The organism is Porphyrobacter sp. GA68 (assembly GCF_022605525.1).
Taxonomy (GTDB): domain Bacteria; phylum Pseudomonadota; class Alphaproteobacteria; order Sphingomonadales; family Sphingomonadaceae; genus Qipengyuania_B.
Genome location: NZ_JAKQYJ010000001.1, coordinates 1,326,855 through 1,349,240 on the forward strand (window position 1 = coordinate 1,326,855; position 22,386 = coordinate 1,349,240).

Consider the following 22,386-nt stretch of genomic DNA (forward strand, 5'->3'; position numbering starts at 1 on the left):
AGGCGCGGCGCCGCGACTGCCCCGCCTGACCTATCGCGGCGCCGACGGGCACACGCGCAGTGGGGAGTTTCTGCTGTTGTTGACCCCCGTTTCGAGGAACAGGGCAAAGACATTGGCCAGATTACGCGGCGGCAGAGGGGCAAGCTGTTCGAGAAGCTGATCCACCATCCTGCAACTGTCAGCATCCATTCCGTTTGCCACCCCTTCCGCAATGGCCTGTCGCCCGAAATTCAGCAGTGCTTCATTGTCTGGCAACGGGTTTCCGCTCTGCCGCTCCAGCGCGCGCCTGGCATCCGGCCACGTCGCCCGCGACAGCGGCGTCATGCGACTGACAAGCGCCGGGCCCTCAGCTGACAGATAGGACCGGTTGCCCACCTGCGGGGCGCAGCGCTTTTGCGCGCTGCTGATCAGGCTGGGCATAAGATGAGCGACAACCGCCTGGCTTTCGGCGCGCGAAATGCAACGCTGGTCCTGCGCGACGGCGGCCGCAGGCAGGCTGGCGCAGGCAAGCGCGGTAAGGCCGATGGACACCGAACGGATCGACTTCACTGGCAATCTCCTCTTCACGCCTGGTTGTACTCAGCCGGCTTGCACTCAACATGAACAAAAAAGCCGGGGTGGGCGCCCCGGCTTCTTCGGTTCAGGCGCTGGTGATTACTGGGTCGACGCAGTGCCGGCAGTCTGGCTCAAGGAAGTGTCAATCTCCTGCAGCGTGAGGCGGGTCTTCAAAACGGCTGCGTCGACACTGAAGAGGTTGCGGGCAAGACCGAAGCGGGCCTTGGTGCCACTGCGTTGCACGATGACGTTTTCGCCGGAAACCTGCTCGACCGTGCCGACAGGCTGATTATCCGCCGACAGCACCGCTGCGCCTTCAACAAGAGCCGCATCCCGCGCTTGGGCCACCTCTGCGAGCTGCTGCTCGATGATTTGGTTCAGCTGTTCGCGGGTGACGGTGATGGTCGGTCCGCTTGTTCCCTGCCCGAATGCGCTGAGCGGCAAGGGCGCCTTGTGCGTACCGGTGTCAAGGGTGGCGATGCCATCCACGACGCCTTCGATCGTGCCGACCTCGTTACCTTCCGGCCCATAGACAGTTGCCCCTGCCTGCACCTGCCCGCTGGCCAGTTCTGCGGCCACACCAGGCGCGGCGGCGTTCTGGGCGAGTGCCGGCGTCGCGGCGAGAGCGGTAGCGGCGAGGAAGGGCGTCAAAAACTTCATTCGTAAACTCCGATCGATTGTATTCAGGCCTTCACAGGCGCAGGTGGGAGAGGGGTTGTAGCAGGTGCGGTATGAAGGTGGGCTGAAGCCACTGGACTATCATTGCTGCGCCACCACTTCGTCGAGCAGGCGGGCGGCCGCCGCTTCGTCAGGAAAGCCAGCGGCCACCCATCGCGCCTCCGCCTCCCGCAACAGTCGTGCGACGTCCGGTCCGGCCGTCAAGCCGCGCGCGATCACCGCCTTTCCGGTGAGAGGAAAGCGCGGCACTTCCCACCGGGTCAACGCGCCGGCATCACCGCCCAAGAGGAGCAGCCGGTCACGGGCGCAGTCCAGCCCTTGACGGTAGGCGAGAGGGCGGGGATGTTCCCGGTCCTCCGGGGTACGTTCAGCCACGCAGATCAGCCGCGCGCGCTGTGCCTTGGACAGCCGCAGCCGGGCTGCCACATCCTCCACACATGCGGCCACGGGAGGCAGCAGAGCCGCGAGCCGGCGTACCGGATCAGGGGCAATAGCCTGCGCCTGTTCTGCCTGCACAAGCCGGCCAAGCGCGTTACGCTGCGCGCGGCCAGCTTCGGGCAGAATGACCGGCAGAACGCCTGCCGCGTGCATCAACTCGACTGTGGGCGCAGGATCCGGCAGCGCGAGAATGGACAGCAATTCCATCGCTATCCTCTCCCGGCTGAGACCCTTCAGCGTGTTGGCAAGCGCCGAACAGGCGGCCAGCGCGTCTGCGTCCGGCGTGTCGCCGAATCGGGCCTGAAACCGGAAGTAGCGCAGGATGCGCAGATGATCTTCCGCGATGCGTTGCCGCGGTTCGCCGATGAACCGGATGCGCCGCGCCGCAAGGTCGTCGAGGCCGCCGAAGAAATCCTGGACCTCCAGCGTGTCGGGGTCCGCATACAAGGCGTTGATCGTGAAATCGCGCCGGGCGGCGTCGTCCCGCCACTGCGTCGAAAAGGCGACGGTAGCGCGCCTGCCGTCTGTCGACACGTCCCGCCGCAGGGTAGTGACCTCCACCGGCCCGCCGGGCAGCAGCACTGTCACCGTGCCGTGTTCGATCCCGGTCGGAACTGTCCGGATGCCCGCCTGCTGGCACCGTGCCATGACAGCGACCGGCAGGTGGGTGGTGGCGATGTCGATGTCCTTTGCCTCCAGCCCCAGCAGCGTGTCACGCACCGCGCCGCCGACATAACGGACCTCCTCGCGTCCAAGAGCCGCGATCAACCCGGCAAGGTCTGCGCGCCGGGTCCACTCTGCTCGTGACAGGTCAGCCATCTACCCGGTCCTGAACCCAGGCGATGCGGCGCGAAAGATTGGCAATGATCGCCGCGGTCACACCCCAGATCTGGTGTTCGCGCCATTCGATGCTGAGATAGTCCCGGCGCGCGCCTTGCCACATCGCGCTGCGGGACTGATGATTTGCCGGGTCGAGCAGCACGTCGAGCGGTGCCTCGAACCAGCTGTCCACTTCCGCAGGGTTCGGCCGCAGGGGCAGGTCGGCAGGAACGATGCCCAGGACCGGCGTGACGTCGTACCCGGTGCCGGTGCGGTAAGGATCGCTCTGACCGATCACCTGGACGGCCGCGGGCGTAATGCCCAATTCCTCGTCCGCTTCCCGCAGGGCGGCGGCGATTGCGTCTTCGCCCGGGTCGATCACGCCGCCCGGAAAGCCGACCTGCCCGCCATGGCGCCGCATCGTGACCGGCCGGTGGATCAGGAGCGCTCCCGGCCGCTCCCGCTCCGTCACGGCGATCAGCACGGCTGCGGCGCGCGGCTGCGCAGCGGTATCAAAGCGGCTGTCGCTCAGCAGCCCTGTCAACGGCCGCCGATGCCCCTCCTCGAACAGGCGTCCCAGCCGGTCGAACAGGGTGTTCATGCCGGAAGCAGGGAAAAGGTCGCACCGCCGCTCGACACCATCCAACCGTCATCTTGCGCCAGAGCCATCTGAACCAATTGCTCATAGGTGGAACGGTTCAGCCGCGCTTCGCAGCCTCTTCTGACATGGACGTAGAACGCGGGCAGTTCAGGTTCTCCGCGGGCCGTGAGCGGGTGGTCCGGCCCGGCGACGATCAATTCATCCGTGTTCAGCCGAAACACGAAATCGTCGTCCTTGCGCGCGACATCGATAGCAATGAATGGCGCATCCTCCACTTCGATAGTCAGTCGCTCATGCGGGGTAATCAGCCAGTGGCGACCGCTTTCGTCCCGCATCAGCAGGCCGGAAAACGCGCGCACCATGGCAGACCGAGTTATGGGCGAACCATCGTGGAACCATGTTCCATCCGCCGCAATGCACATCCGGCTGTCGCCCGTACGCTGGGGTGCCCATTGTTCGACCGGCGGAAGTTTGCGGGCAGCCGCCAGTTCGGCAATCTGCGGCAGCGACAGGGCGGCAAGGTCGGGTGGCGGTTCGTAGGGCATCGATTGTCTGAACCTTTGACTGAAGCGCGCGGTTTGCTCAAGCCTGTTGCATGGTTCCACCGATCCAGGGACCCAGCATGCCCTCCACGGGCAGAATGGCGGGATTGGCGCACCGTACCAGCAGGCGCTCCGGCTCCCACGGGCCGGGGCACCGCCACCCTAGCGTGTGTGCAGAAGTAAATCCCCACGGCGCGTAATAGCCGGCATCCCCGATCAGGACTTGGGGAAGGGGTGGACGGGCCGGGGTCGCATTGCTCTCCAGCGCGGCTATGACAGCCGTGACAAGCCCCTTGCCCAAACCTTCGCCCTGCCGCTGCGGCAGGACCGCAACTGGGCCAATCATCACCAACGGGTGCGCACGACCCTCAGGATCGGTCAGCGCAACGGGCCAAGCCTGGATGGAAGCGGCAAGGTAGTCGTTTTCATCGAGCGCTGCGAAGGACAGTCCCGCCAGCGCCTGGGTGCCTTCGCGGACGCGATAAGCGGTGCGCCCATGCCGGCTTTCACCGAATACCGCATCAAGCAGCTGCTCGACCAGGTGCGGATCAACCAGATCGAGCGGGACCAGCGTTGCGGACGCAACACCCCGTTGCTCCAGTGTTTCGGCCACGCTGCGTTGTCAGCGCGGCGTAAGCCGCAGAAGCCGACCGGACTCGCCGTCTTCCAGCAGCCAGATGGCGCCGTCGGGGCCCTCCACTACTTCGCGAAGACGCTCACCCATGGCGAACCGCTCGGCTTCGCGCGCGGAAGTCCCGTTCATGGCGACGCGGATCAGCGCCTCGGAACGCAGGCCCGCGAACAGCGCACTGCCCTTCCACCCGCGGAAAAGGTCGCCTTGATAGAAGATGAAATTCCCTGGTGCGATGACCGGGGTCCAGTTCACCACCGGATCTACGTAAGGGTCACTGGCCGAATGGTCGGGTATCGGGCGGCCGTCGTAGTGCTCTCCGCCCGAAACCAGCGGCCAGCCGTAATTGCCGCCGGCCTGCACCAGGTTAAGCTCGTCACCGCCGGCGGGACCGTGCTCCATGTTCCACAGTCGTCCTTCCGCGTCGAAGGCTATGCCCAGAATATTGCGATGGCCATACGACCAGATCTGATCGGTCGGGCTGGCGCGGCCGGCGAACGGATTGTCTGCTGGCACCGTGCCGTCCAGGTTGAGGCGGACGATCGTGCCAAGGGTGTTCGAATTATCCTGCGCCGGATCGAGTTTCTGCCGGTCGCCGCTGCCGATGAACATGTAACGCTCGTCAGGGGAAAAGGCGATGCGGTGCGAGTAGTGGCCTCGGCCGGTTACCTTGGGTGCTTGCCGCCAGATCACGGCCAGATTGTCGATCCGGCAGGTCGTTTCCGTATTGCAGACTAATTGGCCGCGGCCCACAACCGCGCCGCGCGTGTCGTTCTGACCTGCCTCCGCCCAGCTGAGATAAATTGTGCGCGTACCCACAGTCGCAGCGCTCTCGCTGGGCAGGAATGCGATGTCGCCAAGACCGCCCTGACCGCCGTAATCGACGGTGGGCGCACCTGTGATGGTGATCTGCCTGTTGTTGCGCGTGTCCAGGCCGCGCACCGTGCCGCGCTTTTCGGTGATGAACAGGGTTTGCGTGCCAGGCGCGAAGGCGGCCGCCCACGGTTCGTTATACGTGCCGAACGACTGCTCCGAAAAGTTGCCGTCAAAGGCCGCTCCGGCGGTCGGCGCGGGCGGTGTGCCGGCCTGGTCGGGCACCGGGTTGCTCGCGCCGGCGTTTCCGCCGCAACTTGCGAGAAGGCCCAGGGTAAGGAATAGGGTGGTTTTCATGGCTATCGATCGTGTCATGTTAGGCGGAACGCCCACAAGCGCGTTTGGTGCCGTCCCCATGGTTGCCGGTGTGGACGAGGCCGGGCGGGGACCCTTAGCCGGGCCGGTGGTGGCGGCCGCGGTGGTACTGTGCCAGGCTCCGCCGACCGGCTTGGCTGACTCCAAGCGGCTGACCGCACGAAGGCGCGGCAAGCTGGACGTCCTGATCCGCGAACGCTGTGCCTGGGCACTGGGCGTGGTGGAGCCGGCGCAGATCGACTGCCTCAACATCTTTGCCGCGACCATGCTCGCGATGACGCAGGCGGTTGATCACCTTGCCTTCATCATGGCGCAGCACGGTGTGGGGCAACTGGACAGAGTGCTGGTGGATGGCAATTTCACGCCGGCTGGGCGCGCGCGCGATTGGCGCTGGCCCGCTGAGGCAATAGTCGGAGGGGATGGGACCGAACCGGCCATTTCCGCCGCCTCCATCGTTGCCAAGGAACACCGCGACCGGCTCATGCTGGCAGCAGCACTGACTCATCCGCAGTACGGGTGGGACCGTAACAAGGGTTACGGCACCGCCGAACATCGGCGGGCATTGCGAGAACACGGACCCACACCCCTGCACCGGCGCAGCTTCGCGCCGGTCGCTCAACTGGAGCTGCCTGCATGACCCGCTTCCGCTTTGCCGACATTGGAAACCAGAGCGGGAAAACCGTGCTGGTGACAGGTGCGAACACCGGCCTCGGTTTCGAGATCGGCCGCCACCTGGCGTTGCGGGGCGCGCGCGTACTGATGGCCTGCCGCAACCGGGCAAAAGGGGAAGACGCCATCGCCCGAATAGAAAGCGAGATGCCGGGCGCGGATCTGCAATTCCTTGCGCTGGATCTCGCTGACATGGAGAGCATCCGCGCCGCTGTCGATCGGGTTGCAAATGAAGCCCGCCTGGACGTGCTGATCAACAATGCCGGACTGATGATGCCCGCTCTTGGCTATGCGCATGGCGTCGAACAGCAGATCGGCGTCAATCATCTGGGGCATTTCGCGCTTACCGGATTGCTGCTGGACAGGCTTGCCAGCGATGGGGGCGGGCGGGTGGTCACCCAGGCCAGCATCGCCCATCGTGGCGCTCGCCTCGACCTCGACAACTTGGATGCCCGGAAGGGCTACGACCGGAATGCCTTCTACAAGCAGTCCAAACTTGCCAACCTTCTGTTCACTCTTGAACTGGACCGTCGCCTGCGCGCGGCGGGGTCGCCTGTGGCGGCGCTGGCGTGTCATCCCGGCGTCGCGAAAACGGAAATTGCGCGGCATGTCGGACCTGCCAAGGTCGTGCTGCCGCTGATCGGCTGGCTGCTCAACAGCCCGCAGTGCGGCGCGCTACCTGCGCTGCAGGCCGCGACTGATCCCCAAGCGCATGGAGGCGACTACTTCGGGCCTTACGGCCTCGCTGAATTAAGGGGATCATGCTCCGGCCCCGCCTATATCAGCGGAAACGCTCGCGACGCATCGGTCGCACGGCAGTTGTGGACACGGTCTGTCGAACTGACCGGGATAGATCCCGCCCTTCCGGTTGGCTGAAGAAAAATGTAGCGAAATCAGGGGCAAGGCTTAGAACTTGCGATACCCTCTTGACGCGGACTCCGCAGGGACTCACCCTGTGGACAAGTTGTTGATGGAAGGGTGACATGGGGGTTGCGGAGCTAACACGGGCCAAGGCGAGGAGCGGCGAAAGCCGTTTGCCCCTTAACCAGATACTGCCGGGCGACTGCGTGCAGGCCATGCGCCAAATCCCCGACGCCAGCGTTGATCTTGTGTTCGCAGACCCGCCCTACAACCTGCAGCTGGGCGGCGATCTCGCCCGTCCCGACGGCAGTTCGGTCGATGCCGTCACCGACCACTGGGACCGGTTCGACAGTTTTGCCGCTTACGATGCGTTCACCCAAGCCTGGCTGCGGCAGGCGCGCCGCATCCTCAAACCGGATGGCGCCCTTTGGGTGATCGGGTCGTACCACAACATCTATCGCGTCGGTGCCCTGATGCAGGATCTGGGCTTCTGGATCCTCAACGACATCGTCTGGCGCAAGTCCAATCCCATGCCCAATTTCAAGGGCACCCGATTCACCAACGCGCATGAAACGCTGCTGTGGGCCAGCATGGGCGAAAAAGCGCGCTACCAGTTTAATTACCGCGCGATGAAAACGCTGAATGACGAACTGCAGATGCGTTCGGACTGGACGCTGCCGGTTTGCGGCGGGGCCGAGCGGCTGAAGGAAAACGGGCGCAAGGTTCATCCGACGCAGAAGCCGGAAGGATTGTTGTACCGCGTGCTGCTGGCGACAACCGAACCCGGCGACGTGGTGCTGGACCCGTTTTTCGGTACCGGGACAACGGGCGCGGTGGCCAAGCGGCTGGGGCGGCAATGGATTGGTTGCGAGCGCGAGGATCATTATCGCCACGCCGCGCTGGAGCGGATCGGCCGGGAGCTGCCGCTCGATGAAAGCGCGCTGGCGACCATGCAATCTGCCCGGTCGGCACCCAAGGTGGCGTTCGGGGCGCTGGTCGAAGCAGGCCTGATCGCGCCGGGTACCGTGCTGTTCGACGCAAAGCGCAGATGGAATGCCGTCGTGCGCGCGGATGGATCGCTGATATGCGAGGGGCGCACGGGTTCCATCCACGGGGTGGGCAAGGATGTTCAGGGCGCGCCAAGCTGCAATGGCTGGACTTTCTGGCATCTGGAGCAGGCGGGCGAGGTAAAGCCGATCGATGCGGCCCGGCAGCGATACCTGCTGAGTGTGGAGGATTGACCGGCTTGCTGCTTTCCCGACACCGATCGCACCCGCCGGGTGCGTGGTCTGCCGCTGCGCCTTGCGCGAAGTATCGGCCTGCCTGCCATGACCGGGCTAGCCATTCACGGTTTCGTCGATGACAGACCGCATATACGTCCGCCCCATCGGCTTTGCCGCATCACCGCAGAGCGAAGAGGGCGACGCGATCCGACTTGCGGGCGGGATGATCTACGCCAGCCGGTTTGCCGTCACCTTGCGGCGCGATGGCGACGTGATCGCACGCTGGATCAGCGGCCGCGACGGGATCGACCGGGTTTTAGGACAGTTGCCGGAAGCCGTTGCCGCAGCGGCAGAGATGCAATGGACGAACTTAACCCTGGCGCATCCGCCCCTGCAGTTGGGTGATCGCACGGTCCGCCTCGATCAGCCGCAGATTGTCGGCATCCTCAATGTGACATCCGACAGCTTTTCGGATGGTGGACTGTTCCTCGATCAGCCTGAGGAGGGCCGCGCCCATGCCGCCGCAATGGTCGAAGCGGGCGCGGCCATTGTCGACATCGGCGGGGAGAGCACCCGACCCGGCGCGGCGGCGGTCTGGGAAGGGGATGAACTCAAGCGGGTTCTGCCGGCCGTTGAATACTGCGCGCAGATGGGGGCCGCGATCAGCGTGGACACGCGCCGTGCCGGGGTCATGGAAGCCGCGCTCGGCGCGGGCGCGACGCTGATCAACGACGTGTCTGCTGGCCGCCACGATCCCCGCAGTCTGGAACTGGTCGCCGCGCACGGTGCTACGGTCATTCTGATGCACGCGCCGGGCAGGGGAGACAATTTGCACGAGGGCGGTTCTTACCGCGATGTCGTGACCGAGGTGTTCGACTACCTGGCAGAGCGACGCGACGCAGCCTATGCGGCGGGCGTTGCAACAGGCCGCGTCATCCTCGACCCGGGGATCGGGTTCGGCAAGTCGCTGGCGGACAATCTGGCGTTGCTCAACGCCCTGCCGCTGTTCCATGCCCTGGGTTGCCCCCTGATGGTGGGGGCCAGCCGCAAGCGGATGATCGGCGCGCTGTCCAACGAGGCAGGCGTGGAACACCGTCTCGGCGGGTCGGTGATGCTGGCGGTGCACGCAATGCAGGCTGGGGTTCAGCTGTTGCGCGTACACGATGTCGCACCCACGGTGCAGGCGCGCAATGTGTGGCGCGGACTGCGGGACGCGGCGCTGACGGATTTTACCGAGCTTACCGACTGACACGCATGGCCCAAGCTTCACCTGTCGCCTTCCCGACGGCTGTGTTATGCATCGCCCAAATTCATTTGGAGAGATCTGCGCCATGAACGACATGACCCCGAACTTCAGCCAGCCTGCCTATTCCGATACCGCCAAAAAGCTGCTTGACCGCAAGCCGCAGCTGTTCATCGGCGGTCAGTGGGTGGCCTCCAGTGATGGCAAGACGCTGGAGGTCGAGGATCCTTCGAGCGGCAAGGTGATTGGGCACATCGTTGACGCATCCGACCGGGATGTGGACCGCGCCGTGGCCGCCGCCCGCGCCGCGTTCGACGATGGCCGGTGGAGCGGACTGCCGCCGGTAAAGCGCGAAGCTCTGCTCCGCCACCTTGCCGACCTCATCGAAGCGCACGCCGACGAACTCGCCGAACTGGAAGCGATCGACAATGGCAAGCCGGTCAGCATGGCGCGGATGGTGGATATTCCGGGGTCGGTGAACCAGCTGCGTTACAACGCCGGCTGGGCGACCAAGCTGGCCGGAGAACAGATCCAGCCATCCAACGCGCCCGAGGGCGCCTTCTTTGCATACACGCGCAAGGAACCGGTCGGCGTCTGTGCCCAGATCGTGCCGTGGAATTTCCCGTTGCTGATGGCGGTGCAGAAGATTGCCCCCGCCTTGGCAGCGGGCTGCACCGTGGTGCTGAAACCGGCGGAGCAGACATCGCTGACCGCGCTGCGCCTGGCCGATCTGGTGGCGGAGGCCGGCTTCCCCGCCGGTGTGTTCAACCTTGTCACCGGCAATGGCGAGACGGCGGGCGACCGGATGGTGCGGCACCCCGATGTGGACAAGGTGGCCTTCACCGGCTCCACCGAGATCGGCAAGATCATCAACCGCGCCGCGACCGACACGTTGAAGCGGGTGACGCTGGAACTGGGCGGCAAGAGTCCGGTGATCGTTCTGCCAGACGTCGATCCGGCGCAGGTCGGCCCGGCGGCGGCCAATGCGATCTTCTTCAACTCCGGCCAGGTGTGCGTTGCGGGTTCGCGCCTGTACGCCCACAAGGATGTGTTCGACGATGTGGTCGAAGGCTTGAGCAAGGCGGCCCCCGGTTTTGCGCCGCGCCCATCGCTCGACCCCAAGGGGCGAATGGGGCCGCTGGTGTCAAAGGAACAGCATGAGCGCGTGCTCGGCTACCTGGAAGCGGGCCGGCGTGACGGGGCGAGCGTGCTGGTGGGCGGGGACTCGCCATCGGACACGGGGTATTACGTCAATCCTACCATCCTCACCGACGTCAATCCGCAGATGAGCGTGGTGCGCGAGGAAATCTTCGGCCCGGTCGTGGTGGTGCAGCGGTTCGACGATCTGGACGCGGTGGCGCGGGAAGCGAACGATACGCCCTACGGCCTTGCCGCAAGCGTGTGGACGCGCGACGTATCGGCCATGCACCGGATGGCCGCAAAGCTGAAGGCTGGCGTGGTGTGGGGCAATGTGCACGGCGGGCTTGATCCGGCGCTGCCGTTCGGCGGCTTCAAGCAGAGCGGCATCGGGCGGGAGAACGGCCGCCAGGGCATTGAAGGTTATCTTGAGACCAAGTCGGTATTTGTGAAACTCTGACCGACGCGAGCATGCCCGACGGCGGTGCTTGGCAGCCTAGAGCGCGCCAAGCACCGCCGGCGCCAGTTCCGGGTGGCAGATGAGCAGGTCGGGAAGCCGCGTGTCAGGCTGATTGTACCGCAGCGGTGATCCATCCAGCCGCGAACAGTGGAGCCCATGCGCCAGCGCGACCGCCACCGGTGCGCAGCTGTCCCATTCGTGCTGACCACCCGAGTGCAGGTAAACGTCGGCCTCACCCAGCACCACCGCCATCGCCTTTGCTCCGGCGCTGCCCAGCGCGATGGTCTGCGCTCCGATTGCTTTCGCCACGCGGCCGGCCTCTCGAGCAGGGCGGCTGCGGCTCACCACCATACGGGGGCGAGATGGCAGAGGCGAGAGTGGAGCGGGCTGGTCGGACCGCAGGACCAAGCCACGCGCCGGCAGGGCCACCGCGCCCACGACTGGAGCGCCATCAGCCGCCAACGCGACATGAATTGCCCAATCGTCCCTTCCCTCAGCGTATTCGTTGGTGCCATCGACCGGATCGATGATCCAGGTGCGCGATCTCGCCAGCCGAGCGGCCGTGTCCCGGCCTTCTTCGGACAAGAGGCCGTCAGCGGGCCGCTGTTCCCGCAGGGCGCGGGTGAGGAAGGCGTTGACGATGGCGTCTCCCGCATCCCCCAACGCCGTACCTGCGAACGCGCGTGATGAACGCACCGCGAGCGCGATCCTGCCGCCTGCCTCGGCCAGGCGCGCTGCCAGGTCCGCGTCGTCGGCAAGCGTGCTCATTTCAGCGGCAGCAGCTGATCAACGATGTATCGCGCCGCCTGTCTGGCGGTCATCGCAGTGGTGTTGACGACGATGTCCGGATGTTCGGGCGGCTCGTAAGGACTGTCGACGCCGGTGAAGTTCGCGATTTCACCTGCCCGCGCCTTCTTGTACAACCCCTTTACATCGCGCGCCTCCGCCACGTGGAGGGGGGTGTCGACGTAGATTTCCACGAATTCTCCTTCGGGCAGCATCCGGCGGACCATCTCCCGCTCGGCACGGAAGGGGCTGATAAAGGCGGCCAGCACGATCAGGCCGGCATCCGCCATCAACGCAGCGACCTCGCCGATGCGGCGGATGTTCTCGATCCGGTCGGCTTGGGTAAACCCGAGGTCGCGGTTCAGGCCGTGCCGCACATTGTCCCCGTCAAGCAGAAACGTGTGGCGGTTCATCAGGTGGAGCATCTGCTCCACCTCGTTAGCGATGGTCGATTTGCCCGAGCCAGACAGGCCCGTAAACCACAGCACGCGCGGCACCTGATTTTTCAACGCAGCGCGCTGCTCGCGCCTGATGGCCAGCGGCTGCCAGTGCACGTTCTGCGCGCGGCGCAGGGCAAAGTGGATGAGGCCTGCTGCCACCGTGCGGTTCGACAGCCGGTCGATCAGGATGAACCCGCCCAATGTCCGGTCTTGTGCATAGCTTTCGAACACGATTGGCCGGTCGGTCAGGACCTCGGCCACACCGATTGCGTTCAGCGTCAGCGTCTTGGCGGCGAGACGGTCAAGCGTGTTGACGTTGATCTCGTATTTCGGCTCCTGCACCCGTGCAGGTACGCTCTGCGTGGCCATCTTCAGGATGTAGGCGCGGCCAACGTGCAGTGGCTCCTCGTCCATCCAGACGATCGTCGCCTGAAATGCGTCGCTTGCTTGCGGAGGGTCGGCGGCCGCGGCGATCACATTGCCGCGCGAGCAGTCCACCTCGTCAGTCAACGTGAGGGTGACTGACTGTCCTGCCGCGGCGGAGCCAAGATCGCCGTCCTTCGTCACGATCCGCTCCACAGTGCTGGATACCCCTGTGGGCGCGATGCGAATTGCGTCTCCGGGTCTGACGCTGCCGGTGGCGATCAGACCGGCGAAGCCGCGGAAACTCTGGTCTGGCCTGTTCACCCACTGGACCGGCATTCTGAATGCCTGCGCATCGCCGCGCTCTGGTCCCGCCACGACCGTGTCCAGATGGCGGAGCAGGGGGTTGCCCGTGAACCAAGGCATTGCGGCAGATGCGGCGGTGACATTGTCGCCCTGAAGCCCGGAGACCGGAATGGCGGTTACGTCGTCGATGCCGATCGATCCGGCAAACTGTCGAAAGTCGTCCTCGATGCGGTCGAAGGTAGCCTGCTCGTAACCCGCCAGATCCATCTTGTTCACTGCCAGCACGAAACTGCGGATGCCCAGCAGGTGGCACAGATAACTGTGCCGCCGGGTCTGGGTGAGAACGCCCTTGCACGCATCGACGAGGACAATGGCGAGGTCGGCAGTCGACGCGCCTGTCACCATGTTACGGGTATATTGCTCATGGCCAGGACAATCGGCGATGATGAACTTGCGCCGCCCGGTGGAGAAGAAGCGGTAGGCGACGTCGATGGTGATGCCCTGTTCCCGCTCTGCCGCGAGCCCATCGACCAGGCGCGCGTAATCGACCTTGCCGTTCCGATCTATCGCGGCCAGCTGGTCCTCGGACACACTGCCCGTCTCCGCCAGCAGCCGGCCGATCAGTGTGGATTTGCCGTCATCCACGCTCCCACAGGTGATGAAGCGCAGCAAGGTCCGGCTTCGTCGCCCCTCAGGACGCTGGCCGGATTGGAATGTCACCTGCTGGCCTGGCGGTGGCGGCAATGGATTGTCCGCCATCAGAAATAGCCTTCCCGCTTCTTCTTTTCCAGGGAAGCGTAGCCCGCCTCCCGGTCGATCGCGCGCCCGTGTCGTTCGGACGTGTTGCTGTGCAGCGTTTCGCGAACGACGTCGGCGGCGGTGACCGCGCGGCTCTCGACCGCTCCCGTACTCGGATAACAGCCCAGCGTGCGGAACCGTACATGACGCAGGTGCGGCACTTCGCCCGACAGCAGGCGGAACCGTTCGTCGTCGACCATTACGAGCATCCCGTCGCGCTCTACCACCGGGCGCTCCGCTGCATAATACAACGGAACCAGTTCGATCCCCTCCCGCTCGATGTATTGCCAGATGTCCAGTTCGGTCCAGTTGGACAGCGGGAATACGCGCATGCTTTCGCCCGGCGCCTTGGCCATGTTGTACAGGTTCCACAATTCCGGCCGCTGGTCCTTGGGATCCCAGCTGTGAGTGGCTGTGCGAAAGGAAAAGATCCGCTCTTTCGACCGGCTTTTCTCCTCGTCGCGCCGTCCGCCCCCGAATGCAGCGTCGAAGCGATAGCGATTCAGCGCCTGCTTCAACCCTTCGGTTTTCCAGATGTCCGTATGCAGCGCGCCATGGTCGAATGGGTTGATGCCTTGGGACAGCGCGTCGGGGTTTTGCCAGACAATCAGATCTGTGCCCGGCGTTGCCGCAACCTTGTCGCGCATCGCGTACATGGCGCGGAACTCCCAGGTGGTGTCCACATGCAGGAGCGGGAACGGCAGGGGTCCCGGATAGAACGCCTTGGCGGCCAGGTGCAGCATGACGGTGCTGTCCTTGCCGATGGAATAAAGCATCACCGGCCGCCCTGCCTCGGCGACGACCTCCCGCATGATGTGAATCGCTTCGCTCTCGAGCCGGTCGAGGTGGGTGAGGGCGTGTACGTCGACCTGCATGGTGGTGCACCAACCCGCAGCGGCCGCAAAGAACAAGCAAATTCTTTGCGGACCCTCGTCACCTGAAGTGCCGTTCGCGGTGGCCGAAGCGCGCAGCGGCCTTTGATTTGTCATCGTTAGGCATTAGTCGAAGCGACGCTACAGATCCCCCTGCCGGAGAACACCATGCTGCGCCTGACCGCTTCCGCTCTGATACTGGCCCTGCTTACTCCTTCGCCGCTCGCGGCGCAGGCGGTGGAACCGGCGGCGCAGGGCGTCACGACCGTTCCAATGACGGCGCAGGACGCTCTGGACGGATATTACCGCAGCCTGGCCAGGGTGGTGGATCTTCCGCGCGCGGGCCGCGGCGTCGACGCCGACAGCAATCTGGTGCTTACCCGCTTCGCGTTCGGCAGCTGTTTCAGCGAGATCCGCGACGCAGGCATATGGAACACCATTGCCCGCACCGATCCGCAAATGTTCATGATGATCGGCGACAATGTCTATGGCGACACCAACTGGCGCGGCGATGCCGAATTGGGCACGCTTCGCGCTTCGTATGCGAAGCTTGCTTCCTTGCCGCAGTTCACCGCGTTTTACGACCAGGTGCCGTTCCTCACCACGTGGGACGACCACGACTATGGCTTCAACGATGGCGGTCGCGACTTCGCCTTCCGTGGCTGGGCCGAAACGATTTACGAAAACTTCTGGAATTCGCCCGACGAGGTGCGCGGCCGACCGGGCGTTCACTACAGCCGCATCTTCGGCCCGGAAGGGCAAAGGGTGCAGGTGATCCTGCTGGACACGCGCTACTTCCGTTCCCCGCTTGTCCGGGCCGAAGTTGCGCCGGGCCAGCCGCGCCCGCCCCTCGGCCCGTATGTGCCAGATACCAGCGCGGATGCCGACATGCTGGGGGCAGAGCAGTGGGCATGGCTGGCAGAGGAACTGGCCAAGCCTGCGGATCTGCGGCTGGTGGTGTCATCGATCCAGGTGCTGACCGATGCGCATCAGTTCGAAAGCTGGGCAACCATGCCGGGAGAACGGGACAGGCTGTACCGCCTGCTGGCCGCCCGCAACGGCGGCGGGGTGCTACTGATGTCAGGCGACCGTCATGCCGGCGGCGTCTATCAGGACGCGCCTGCAGCCTTTGGCGGACAGCCGCTATGGGAAATTACCAGTTCTTCCCTGAACTTCGCCTTCAGCGATACCGCGACCAACACCGCGCGAGAACCGGACCCAAGGCGCGTCACCGACTTCATCTCGGAAGCGAATTTCGGTTTGGTCGAGATCGATTGGCGCCGTCGGGAGCTACGGCTTGAACTGAGGGGGCGGGAAGGGGAAGTGCGCACCACCCAGACCGTCGGCTGGTCGGCCGCGAACTGAACGGACAAGGCTTCAGGCGACGTTGTCGATGCCGAGCGTCGTAAGCTTGCGGTAAAGGGTGGAGCGCCCGATGCCAAGCCGCCGCGCAACCTCCGTCATTCGGCCGGAATAATGCACGATGGCCAGCCGGATCACGTCTGCCTCGATCTCCTCCAGCGGTCGCAGATTGCCATCGTCGCGGTACAGGAGAACGCCGAAGCCTTGCTGTCTCTGGTCATCCATCTGCGCGACCGCGCCAAGCATTTCCGACAACTGGGGGAAGCTTTCGGTGGTGAGGCTTTCCGCGTCGCAAAACACCGCCGCGCGGAACAGCACCGTCTGAAGCTGGCGCACGTTGCCCGGCCAGTCATAGGCCGTGAGCAGGGACAGCGCGCTGTCGGTGATGGAGTGCTGGCGCAGCCCCGGCTGTTCGCCGATACGCTTCAGGAAGTGCCGGGTAAGCGCCGGGATATCGCCGGGGCGTTCTCTCAGCGGCGGAAGGTTGATGGTTACATGCCCGATCTGGGCGAGCAGCCGCTGCGAGAACTGTCCGCTGGCCGCGAGTTCCGTCAGGTCGAAGTTGCTGGAGCAGAACAGGCGAACATCTATTCGAAAACCGTGCTTGGCCCCAACCGGGCGGACAATACCACTTTCCAGCACATCGGCCAGCCGTTCCTGAATGGAGACATCAAGCCGGTCGATCTCGTCCAGCAGCAAGGTGGCGTTGTCGAGCACCTGAAGCGCACCGACCTGGCGATCGAACGCGCCTGGAAAGGCGTTCTGCTCATGCCCAAACAACAGCGACTCCATGCTGTTAAGCGGAACGCCGCCAACCGCCACGACGCGCAGCGGGTTCTTCGCCCTGGGGCTGGTCGTGTGCATAGCGCGCAGAACCAGCTCCTTGCCCGTGCCGCTTTCCCCCTGAACAAGAACGTGACCCTGACCACGCGCGGCCTTGGCAGCCTGGGCAAGGGCGTTGCGGAAGGACGGTGCGTTGCCGATCAGCGATTCAAAGTCCGGATTTCCGCTCAGCTTTTCGGACAGCGGTTGCAGTTCGTCCTTGGGGCTTTCGCGGGTGGTGGCGCTGCGCAGCGCCTGTAGCAGCCGTTCTGGAGCGATCGGCTTGATGAGATAGTCGGTTGCACCCGCTCGCATTGCCTCGACCGCCAGCAGCGGAGAGGCGCTGGCGGTCAGCATCAGGATTGGTGTCAGTGGGCGGATCCGCTTCAGATCGGCGATCAGCGCGCAGGCTTCGTCCCCCGGCACCCATTGATCCAGCAGCACGGCGGCGATCGTCTGACCCTCGCGCGAGCGCAGTGTGTTGAACGCGGCCTCCGCATCGGGAACGACGATGCAGCGCCATCCCTCACGCGCGGCGAGAGCGCAGATCAGCCGGCTTTGCGCGGGCTCATCATCGATGAGCATCAGGAGGCGTTCGTCACCTTCCGTCATTGCAGGCCCCTATTGCTTCCTCGCCTATTTACCAATCGCGTCTCATTATAGGCCAGATATGAAGAGAGAATTAAAGATGTTCGATGAACCCGCGGCATCTGTGCCCCATCACTTTTCAACAAGTGAGGTATAATTGTGCCACATTGCGATGGAGGCAGGGTTGAGCGTCAGACGAGGCTGCGATAGAGCTTCGCCTGACCCTAGCATTACCGGTGAGTTTTCTGATGAAAGAAGATCTGCACGCGGCAAACAGGACCTACAGCAGGTTCGTTGCCAGCCTGAAATACACCATACCGCTGCTGGCAGTGATTGTTCTGCTGGTCATCATCATGATCGCTGACTGAACCGGGTCCGGCGGTTTTGCGCATCGCCGTTCTCAAGGAAACGTCGCCTGGGGAACGGCGCGTGGCGCTTACTCCCGAAACGGCACGGAAATTGGCAAACCTTGGCGCGCAGGTCGCGGTGGAAGCCGGAGCGGGCGATACCGCGGCCGTGCCGGATGAAGATTACCGTGCGGCCGGGGTCGAGGTTGGGCCGGCGGATCAGGTCGTCCGCGGAGCCGGCATCGTTCTGGCCGTGCAGGCCCCCGCCGTGGATCGGCTCAAAGGCGTCGAAAATGGGGCGCTTGTCGCCGCAATTTTCGATCCGTACCAGCAGGCCGCTTTGGTCAGCGACTATGCTGTCGCCGGCCTGGAAGCGGTGGCCATGGATCTCATGCCGCGGATCACCCGCGCGCAGAGCATGGACGTGCTGTCGAGCCAGGCCAATCTGGCCGGGTACAAGGCAGTTATTGCCGCTGCCGACACCTTTGGCCGCGCTTTTCCCATGATGATGACCGCTGCCGGCACGATCCAGGCAGCGCGGGTCTTTGTTATGGGCGTTGGCGTCGCGGGGCTTCAGGCGATCGCCACTGCCCGCCGCCTCGGCGCTCAGGTATCCGCCACCGATGTGCGGTCCGCCACGCGCGAACAGATCCTGTCATTGGGTGCCAAGCCCGTGTTCGTGGAGAACGTCGCCGGGATCGAGGGGGAGGGTGTGGGCGGTTACGCCGCGGAAATGGGAGAAGAATACCGGCGCGCGCAGGCGCAGCTGGTTTCCACCCATATCGCCAAGCAGGACATCGTGATCACGACCGCGCTGATCCCCGGCCGACCCGCCCCGCGCCTAGTCACCGACGCGCAGATCGCGTCCATGAAGCCCGGCAGTGTCATCTATGACCTGGCAGTGGCGCAGGGCGGCAATGTCGAAGGTGCGCGCGCCGACGAGGTAACCGAACGGCACGGGGTGAAGATCATCGGCTATTCGAACACCGCCGCCCGGCTGGCGGCCGATGCATCCGCGTTGTACGCCCGCAATGTGTACAACTTCCTTGCCGCATTCTGGGACAAGGAACAGGGCCGTCCCGTGCTGGATGAAGAGATCGGGGACGCGGTGCGGCTGACGCGGGGCGGGGCTGTGGTGAACGGGAGGGAGAGGGGATGAAGGCGCTCGTCACAGTTACACTGGCCGCAATCTCGCTGGCGATGGCTCCGGCCAAGGACTGGTCGGACCTTGCCGGTGAGTGGAGCGTGGACCTCCGCGTCAGCCTGGAGGATCAGGCGTACAACCAACCGATGCTCCTCAGGATCGGCGGGGACGATCAAGTGACCGGATCGTTCTACAACAGCGAGATTCTCGCCGGCCGTGCCGGCAAGGCGCAGGGGCGCACCTGCGTCGCGTTCCGGACAACGGATGGGCAGGGGATGTACCACTCATCCGCCTGTTTGGTGGAAGGCAGGCTGGTGGGACAGACGTGGGCGGAAGGGCGCAACTTTGTCCTGCCCTGGACTGCTAGGCGGCGCTGACATGGACTTCATCGCGATCCTCTCAATCTTCGTGCTGGCTTGCTTCGTCGGGTACTACGTCGTGTGGTCGGTGACGCCGGCGCTGCACACGCCGCTCATGGCTGTGACCAACGCGATCTCCTCCGTCATCATAGTCGGCGGGCTGATCGCGGCGGCTGCGGCGGAGGTCCCGGGCGCCAAATGGCTGGGGCTGCTGGCGGTGGTGCTGGCGAGCGTCAACATCTTCGGCGGCTTTGCGGTGACCGCCCGGATGCTGGCGATGTACCGCAAGAAGGACAGGTGAACGGCTTTGCCGGCATGCGGAGCCTGCCGCAGGCGGTGTCCGACGGCGTCACCCTTCGCCCATGGTCACAAGCGCCCTTTGCTAGCATCCGTGCGGTTGATAGGGAAAGGTGTCTCCGGGTTGTCCCGTAACGGGCCTGTGCGTCAGGAAATGTTTGCTTAACAGGCTGTTCAGCTTACGGCGCCGTCTGCTGCCATCGCAGGGGGTGGCGGAAAACAGGAGATTGTTGATGAAGAAATTGGCACTTGCCGGCACCGCTCTCGCTGCTCTCGTGGCGACACCGGCTGCAGCCGCGGTGAACATCGTTGTCGAGGGCGGCGGCACGCCGATCGTCTATCAAGGCGACAATGGGAACCGCTTCGCTGTGCTCGGTATCGACGCACGGCCGCAGGATGGCGACACGATCGTCAACCTCCCGAACTTCACCGTCGATACGGATTTCATTCGCTCGTTGATCGTCAGCGGAGGTCAGTCGCGCCTGCAGAACGTGTTCGCCTGCACCGGCAGCGGCGCGGCGTTTGGCTGCTCGCCGTTCACCTCGCTGTCCGTTCCTGACGAAGCCCGTCTGTTCAACAGCCTGCTGGCAGAGTTCACCGGCACCGGAAACATCGTCTTCTCCAGACCCTCTGGCGGCACGACGACCTTGTCGCTCAATGTGACGCAGAATGGTGCGCCGCCGATTGCCGCCGCGGTTCCGGAGCCTGCGACATGGGCGATGATGCTGCTGGGCTTTTTCGGCATCGGCTTCGCGATGCGGTCGCAGCGTGCTCGCAGAGTAAGTGTTGCCTACGCCTGAGTCGGGTCATCGTAAAAAGCGGGGAGGGCTGCACCTTGTGTGCGGCCCTTTCCTGTTTGGGCGCTTGTCCATGCCGAAGCCGTGCCTTATCCCGATGCAGGGAGGCGAAAGCATGAGGCGCATCAAAACGAAGGACGGGCTTGCCGGCCGAGCGCTCTGCTGGATTGGCGTGGGCTGGCTTCTTGGCGGAGCCGCTCCTGCCAACGACTTTCCTCATCCAAGTTTCGGCAGCAGCGTGTGGCCTCCGCTGCTCTACCTTGTCGCCGGAGTGTGCTTCATCCTCGCGCTGCGCGGCTTGTCACATCCGGCGACCAGCGTGCGTGGCAACAGATTTGGCATGGCGGGGATGGTGATCGCGGTGGCAACGACCGTGCTGTCGTTAGAGATTGCCAGCTTCGCCGAAATACTCGTCGCCATCGCGATAGGCGGCGCAATCGGCTGGATCATAGCGCGCCGGATCGCGATGACCGACATGCCGCAACTGGTCGCCGGATTTCACTCGCTGGTCGGGCTGGCGGCGGTGCTCGTCGGTTGGGCGGCGTATCTGAACCCGGGCGCGTTCGGCATTCTACAGCAGGTGACAGACGCCTTTTTTCACCCTGTGACCGGCGCGCCTCTAGTGATGGTCAACGAGCAGATCAGCCCGATCAGCCGGGTCGAACTTGGCCTCGGCATTGCCATCGGCGCCATCACCTTCAGCGGCTCGGTCATCGCGTTCCTCAAGCTGGCCGGGAAGATGAGCGGTGCGCCGATCCTGCTTCCCGGACGGCACGTCATCAATCTGGGGGTATTGCTGGCTATCCTGGTGCTGGTGGCGCTGTTCGCGACCGCTCAGCCGGCTGCCACCCTACCTCTGCTTATTGCGTTGACGATCCTGGCTTTCCTGATCGGTTTCCTGCTCATCATCCCCATCGGCGGCGCGGATATGCCGGTGGTCGTGTCAATGCTGAACAGCTATTCCGGCTGGGCCGCCGCTGCGCTGGGGTTCACCCTCGGCAACGCGGCGCTGGTCATCACCGGAGCGCTGGTGGGCAGTTCCGGGGCGATCCTGTCCTACATCATGTGCCGCGCGATGAACCGCAGCTTCCTTTCGGTCATCGCTGGCGGTTTCGGCACGGATGCGAGTGGCGGAGCCTCTGATCAGCGTGAGCAACGCCCGTACAAGCAAGGCAGCGCGGAAGATGCGGCCTATATGCTGGAACAGGCGGACAGCGTCATCATCATCCCGGGTTACGGCATGGCCGTGGCGCAGGCGCAGCACGCTTTGCGCGAGATGGCTGACCTCCTCAAGCAGAAAGGGGTGGAGGTAAAATACGCGATCCATCCAGTGGCCGGGCGGATGCCGGGCCACATGAATGTCCTGCTGGCGGAAGCAAATGTGCCCTATGACGAAGTGTTCGAACTGGAGGACATCAATTCAGAATTCGCGCAGACGGATGTCGCCTTTATCATCGGCGCCAATGACGTGGTAAATCCGGCCGCCAAGACCGACAAGACCTCGCCCATCTACGGCATGCCGGTATTCGACGTCGACAAGGCGAAGCAGGTGTTCTTCATCAAGCGCAGCATGGGCGGGGTGGGGTATGCCGGCGTCGATAATGATGTATTCTACCTGCCGCAGACGACCATGCTGCTCGCCGATGCGAAGAAGATGGTCGAAGGCATTGTAAAGGCGTTGAACTGATGCGAATTGTGCTTGCCTGTACCACTTTCCTGCTGGCGGCGGGATGCGCGCAGACAATCGCCGAAGATCGGGTGCGGTCCGCCCTGACCGATGCGGGGCTGAGCAACCGCAACGCCCGGTGCATGGCGGAACGCATGGTTGACCGGCTGACCATCGACCAGTTGCGGAAGCTGGAGCGGGTGAGGGCTCGCGAGGGAGAGCGCAGTACCAACCTTTCCCTGGCCGAATATGTCGAACGGGTTCGCCGCGTGGGCGACGCGGAGGTGGTGGCAGTCACCGCCTCGTCTGCGGGTTTGTGCGCAACGGGTCTGGCGCCGGAAGCGCGCTGAAGCACGCCTTGCCCCGGAGCAAGGCGCGGCTTACCTGCCCTGCC

At 64.4% G+C, this 22,386-nt stretch carries 23 protein-coding genes; 12 read left to right on the forward strand and 11 right to left on the reverse strand.

Going from position 1 to position 22,386, the window contains the following annotated elements:
* Window positions 1–30: 30 nt before the first annotated feature.
* The 7 genes from LHJ54_RS06635 to LHJ54_RS06665 form a co-directional block, all read right to left on the reverse strand.
* A complete protein-coding gene (locus LHJ54_RS06635) occupies window positions 31–549 on the reverse strand; it encodes a hypothetical protein (protein ID WP_228243118.1) in 519 nt (172 codons plus the stop codon).
* 105 nt (window positions 550–654) lie between these two features.
* Complete coding sequence (locus LHJ54_RS06640; RefSeq protein ID WP_228243119.1) at window positions 655–1,215, reverse strand: hypothetical protein; 561 nt, start codon at window positions 1,213–1,215, stop codon at window positions 655–657.
* Window positions 1,216–1,314: 99 nt separating this feature from the next.
* A complete protein-coding gene (locus LHJ54_RS06645) occupies window positions 1,315–2,490 on the reverse strand; it encodes a CCA tRNA nucleotidyltransferase (RefSeq protein WP_228243120.1) in 1,176 nt (391 codons plus the stop codon).
* On the reverse strand, window positions 2,483–3,091 hold the full coding sequence (locus tag LHJ54_RS06650; protein WP_228243121.1) for a CoA pyrophosphatase: 609 nt from the start codon (window positions 3,089–3,091) through the stop codon (window positions 2,483–2,485). The genes LHJ54_RS06645 and LHJ54_RS06650 overlap by 8 nt, the downstream gene beginning before the upstream one ends.
* Window positions 3,088–3,636: a DUF1285 domain-containing protein gene (locus tag LHJ54_RS06655; protein WP_228243122.1), complete on the reverse strand. Its 549-nt coding sequence runs from the start codon at window positions 3,634–3,636 to the stop codon at window positions 3,088–3,090. The genes LHJ54_RS06650 and LHJ54_RS06655 overlap by 4 nt, the downstream gene beginning before the upstream one ends.
* Before the next feature lie 37 nt (window positions 3,637–3,673).
* A complete protein-coding gene (locus LHJ54_RS06660; RefSeq protein ID WP_228243123.1) occupies window positions 3,674–4,246 on the reverse strand; it encodes a GNAT family N-acetyltransferase in 573 nt (190 codons plus the stop codon).
* 9 nt (window positions 4,247–4,255) lie between these two features.
* Complete coding sequence (locus LHJ54_RS06665) at window positions 4,256–5,434, reverse strand: PQQ-dependent sugar dehydrogenase (RefSeq protein WP_228243124.1); 1,179 nt, start codon at window positions 5,432–5,434, stop codon at window positions 4,256–4,258.
* Window positions 5,435–5,492: 58 nt separating this feature from the next.
* Here LHJ54_RS06665 and LHJ54_RS06670 point away from each other — a divergent pair, with 58 nt between their 5' ends.
* The 5 genes from LHJ54_RS06670 (at window position 5,493) to LHJ54_RS06690 (ending at window position 11,045) form a co-directional block, all read left to right on the forward strand.
* Window positions 5,493–6,089 carry a ribonuclease HII gene (locus LHJ54_RS06670; protein WP_228244321.1) on the forward strand — a complete coding sequence of 199 codons (597 nt, stop codon included), beginning with the start codon at window positions 5,493–5,495 and terminating at the stop codon, window positions 6,087–6,089.
* Window positions 6,086–6,997 carry an oxidoreductase gene (locus LHJ54_RS06675; protein ID WP_228243125.1) on the forward strand — a complete coding sequence of 304 codons (912 nt, stop codon included), beginning with the start codon at window positions 6,086–6,088 and terminating at the stop codon, window positions 6,995–6,997. The genes LHJ54_RS06670 and LHJ54_RS06675 overlap by 4 nt, the downstream gene beginning before the upstream one ends.
* A 107-nt stretch (window positions 6,998–7,104) precedes the next feature.
* Window positions 7,105–8,223, forward strand: a complete 1,119-nt coding sequence (locus LHJ54_RS06680) for a site-specific DNA-methyltransferase (RefSeq protein ID WP_277754029.1) — start codon at window positions 7,105–7,107, stop codon at window positions 8,221–8,223.
* Between the two features lie 118 nt (window positions 8,224–8,341).
* Window positions 8,342–9,454, forward strand: a complete 1,113-nt coding sequence (folP, locus tag LHJ54_RS06685; protein ID WP_228243126.1) for a dihydropteroate synthase — start codon at window positions 8,342–8,344, stop codon at window positions 9,452–9,454.
* Between the two features lie 82 nt (window positions 9,455–9,536).
* On the forward strand, window positions 9,537–11,045 hold the full coding sequence (locus LHJ54_RS06690) for an aldehyde dehydrogenase (protein ID WP_228243127.1): 1,509 nt from the start codon (window positions 9,537–9,539) through the stop codon (window positions 11,043–11,045).
* Between the two features lie 36 nt (window positions 11,046–11,081).
* On the opposite strand, the gene LHJ54_RS06695 is transcribed toward LHJ54_RS06690, so the two are convergent.
* From LHJ54_RS06695 to cysD, 3 genes are read right to left on the reverse strand one after another with little or no spacing between them, the layout of a single operon-like run.
* Window positions 11,082–11,813, reverse strand: coding sequence for a 3'(2'),5'-bisphosphate nucleotidase CysQ (locus tag LHJ54_RS06695; protein WP_228243128.1), 732 nt, complete (start codon window positions 11,811–11,813; stop codon window positions 11,082–11,084).
* A complete protein-coding gene (gene cysC / locus LHJ54_RS06700) occupies window positions 11,810–13,699 on the reverse strand; it encodes an adenylyl-sulfate kinase (protein WP_228243129.1) in 1,890 nt (629 codons plus the stop codon). Before cysC ends, LHJ54_RS06695 begins: the two co-directional genes overlap by 4 nt.
* Complete coding sequence (cysD, locus tag LHJ54_RS06705) at window positions 13,699–14,613, reverse strand: sulfate adenylyltransferase subunit CysD (protein ID WP_228243130.1); 915 nt, start codon at window positions 14,611–14,613, stop codon at window positions 13,699–13,701. Before cysD ends, cysC begins: the two co-directional genes overlap by 1 nt.
* Before the next feature lie 165 nt (window positions 14,614–14,778).
* Here cysD and LHJ54_RS06710 point away from each other — a divergent pair, with 165 nt between their 5' ends.
* Window positions 14,779–15,975 (forward strand): alkaline phosphatase D family protein, encoded by a 1,197-nt coding sequence (locus LHJ54_RS06710; RefSeq protein WP_228243131.1) that lies wholly within the window; start codon window positions 14,779–14,781, stop codon window positions 15,973–15,975.
* A gap of 12 nt (window positions 15,976–15,987) precedes the next feature.
* Here LHJ54_RS06710 and LHJ54_RS06715 read toward each other — a convergent pair whose 3' ends face one another.
* Window positions 15,988–17,406 (reverse strand): sigma-54 dependent transcriptional regulator, encoded by a 1,419-nt coding sequence (locus tag LHJ54_RS06715; RefSeq protein ID WP_228243132.1) that lies wholly within the window; start codon window positions 17,404–17,406, stop codon window positions 15,988–15,990.
* A gap of 360 nt (window positions 17,407–17,766) precedes the next feature.
* On the opposite strand from LHJ54_RS06715, the gene LHJ54_RS06720 reads away from it, so the two are divergent.
* The 6 genes from LHJ54_RS06720 (at window position 17,767) to LHJ54_RS06745 (ending at window position 22,342) form a co-directional block, all read left to right on the forward strand.
* Window positions 17,767–18,888 carry an NAD(P) transhydrogenase subunit alpha gene (locus LHJ54_RS06720; protein WP_228243133.1) on the forward strand — a complete coding sequence of 374 codons (1,122 nt, stop codon included), beginning with the start codon at window positions 17,767–17,769 and terminating at the stop codon, window positions 18,886–18,888.
* Entirely contained in the window at window positions 18,885–19,250 is a 366-nt protein-coding gene (locus LHJ54_RS06725) for a hypothetical protein (RefSeq protein ID WP_228243134.1), read from the forward strand. Before LHJ54_RS06720 ends, LHJ54_RS06725 begins: the two co-directional genes overlap by 4 nt.
* Window position 19,251: 1 nt before the next feature.
* On the forward strand, window positions 19,252–19,533 hold the full coding sequence (locus tag LHJ54_RS06730) for an NAD(P) transhydrogenase subunit alpha (RefSeq protein WP_228243135.1): 282 nt from the start codon (window positions 19,252–19,254) through the stop codon (window positions 19,531–19,533).
* A gap of 229 nt (window positions 19,534–19,762) precedes the next feature.
* Window positions 19,763–20,329, forward strand: coding sequence for a PEPxxWA-CTERM sorting domain-containing protein (locus LHJ54_RS06735; RefSeq protein ID WP_228243136.1), 567 nt, complete (start codon window positions 19,763–19,765; stop codon window positions 20,327–20,329).
* A 112-nt stretch (window positions 20,330–20,441) separates the two neighbouring features.
* Entirely contained in the window at window positions 20,442–22,013 is a 1,572-nt protein-coding gene (locus tag LHJ54_RS06740; RefSeq protein ID WP_228243137.1) for an NAD(P)(+) transhydrogenase (Re/Si-specific) subunit beta, read from the forward strand.
* Window positions 22,013–22,342 (forward strand): hypothetical protein, encoded by a 330-nt coding sequence (locus LHJ54_RS06745; protein ID WP_228243138.1) that lies wholly within the window; start codon window positions 22,013–22,015, stop codon window positions 22,340–22,342. Before LHJ54_RS06740 ends, LHJ54_RS06745 begins: the two co-directional genes overlap by 1 nt.
* Window positions 22,343–22,386: the final 44 nt, after the last annotated feature.

Coding starts and splice junctions, on each gene's coding strand:
- LHJ54_RS06640 (WP_228243119.1), bottom strand. CDS start 1,215: ATGAAGTTTTTGACGCCCTTCCTCGCCGCTACCGCTCTCGCCGCGACG.
- LHJ54_RS06645 (WP_228243120.1), bottom strand. CDS start 2,490: ATGGCTGACCTGTCACGAGCAGAGTGGACCCGGCGCGCAGACCTTGCC.
- LHJ54_RS06650 (WP_228243121.1), bottom strand. CDS start 3,091: ATGAACACCCTGTTCGACCGGCTGGGACGCCTGTTCGAGGAGGGGCAT.
- LHJ54_RS06655 (WP_228243122.1), bottom strand. CDS start 3,636: ATGCCCTACGAACCGCCACCCGACCTTGCCGCCCTGTCGCTGCCGCAG.
- LHJ54_RS06665 (WP_228243124.1), bottom strand. CDS start 5,434: ATGAAAACCACCCTATTCCTTACCCTGGGCCTTCTCGCAAGTTGCGGC.
- LHJ54_RS06670 (WP_228244321.1), top strand. CDS start 5,493: ATGGTTGCCGGTGTGGACGAGGCCGGGCGGGGACCCTTAGCCGGGCCG.
- LHJ54_RS06675 (WP_228243125.1), top strand. CDS start 6,086: ATGACCCGCTTCCGCTTTGCCGACATTGGAAACCAGAGCGGGAAAACC.
- LHJ54_RS06680 (WP_277754029.1), top strand. CDS start 7,105: ATGGGGGTTGCGGAGCTAACACGGGCCAAGGCGAGGAGCGGCGAAAGC.
- folP (WP_228243126.1), top strand. CDS start 8,342: ATGACAGACCGCATATACGTCCGCCCCATCGGCTTTGCCGCATCACCG.
- LHJ54_RS06690 (WP_228243127.1), top strand. CDS start 9,537: ATGAACGACATGACCCCGAACTTCAGCCAGCCTGCCTATTCCGATACC.
- LHJ54_RS06695 (WP_228243128.1), bottom strand. CDS start 11,813: ATGAGCACGCTTGCCGACGACGCGGACCTGGCAGCGCGCCTGGCCGAG.
- cysC (WP_228243129.1), bottom strand. CDS start 13,699: ATGGCGGACAATCCATTGCCGCCACCGCCAGGCCAGCAGGTGACATTC.
- cysD (WP_228243130.1), bottom strand. CDS start 14,613: ATGCAGGTCGACGTACACGCCCTCACCCACCTCGACCGGCTCGAGAGC.
- LHJ54_RS06710 (WP_228243131.1), top strand. CDS start 14,779: ATGCTGCGCCTGACCGCTTCCGCTCTGATACTGGCCCTGCTTACTCCT.
- LHJ54_RS06715 (WP_228243132.1), bottom strand. CDS start 17,406: ATGACGGAAGGTGACGAACGCCTCCTGATGCTCATCGATGATGAGCCC.
- LHJ54_RS06725 (WP_228243134.1), top strand. CDS start 18,885: ATGAAGGCGCTCGTCACAGTTACACTGGCCGCAATCTCGCTGGCGATG.
- LHJ54_RS06730 (WP_228243135.1), top strand. CDS start 19,252: ATGGACTTCATCGCGATCCTCTCAATCTTCGTGCTGGCTTGCTTCGTC.
- LHJ54_RS06735 (WP_228243136.1), top strand. CDS start 19,763: ATGAAGAAATTGGCACTTGCCGGCACCGCTCTCGCTGCTCTCGTGGCG.
- LHJ54_RS06740 (WP_228243137.1), top strand. CDS start 20,442: ATGAGGCGCATCAAAACGAAGGACGGGCTTGCCGGCCGAGCGCTCTGC.
- LHJ54_RS06745 (WP_228243138.1), top strand. CDS start 22,013: ATGCGAATTGTGCTTGCCTGTACCACTTTCCTGCTGGCGGCGGGATGC.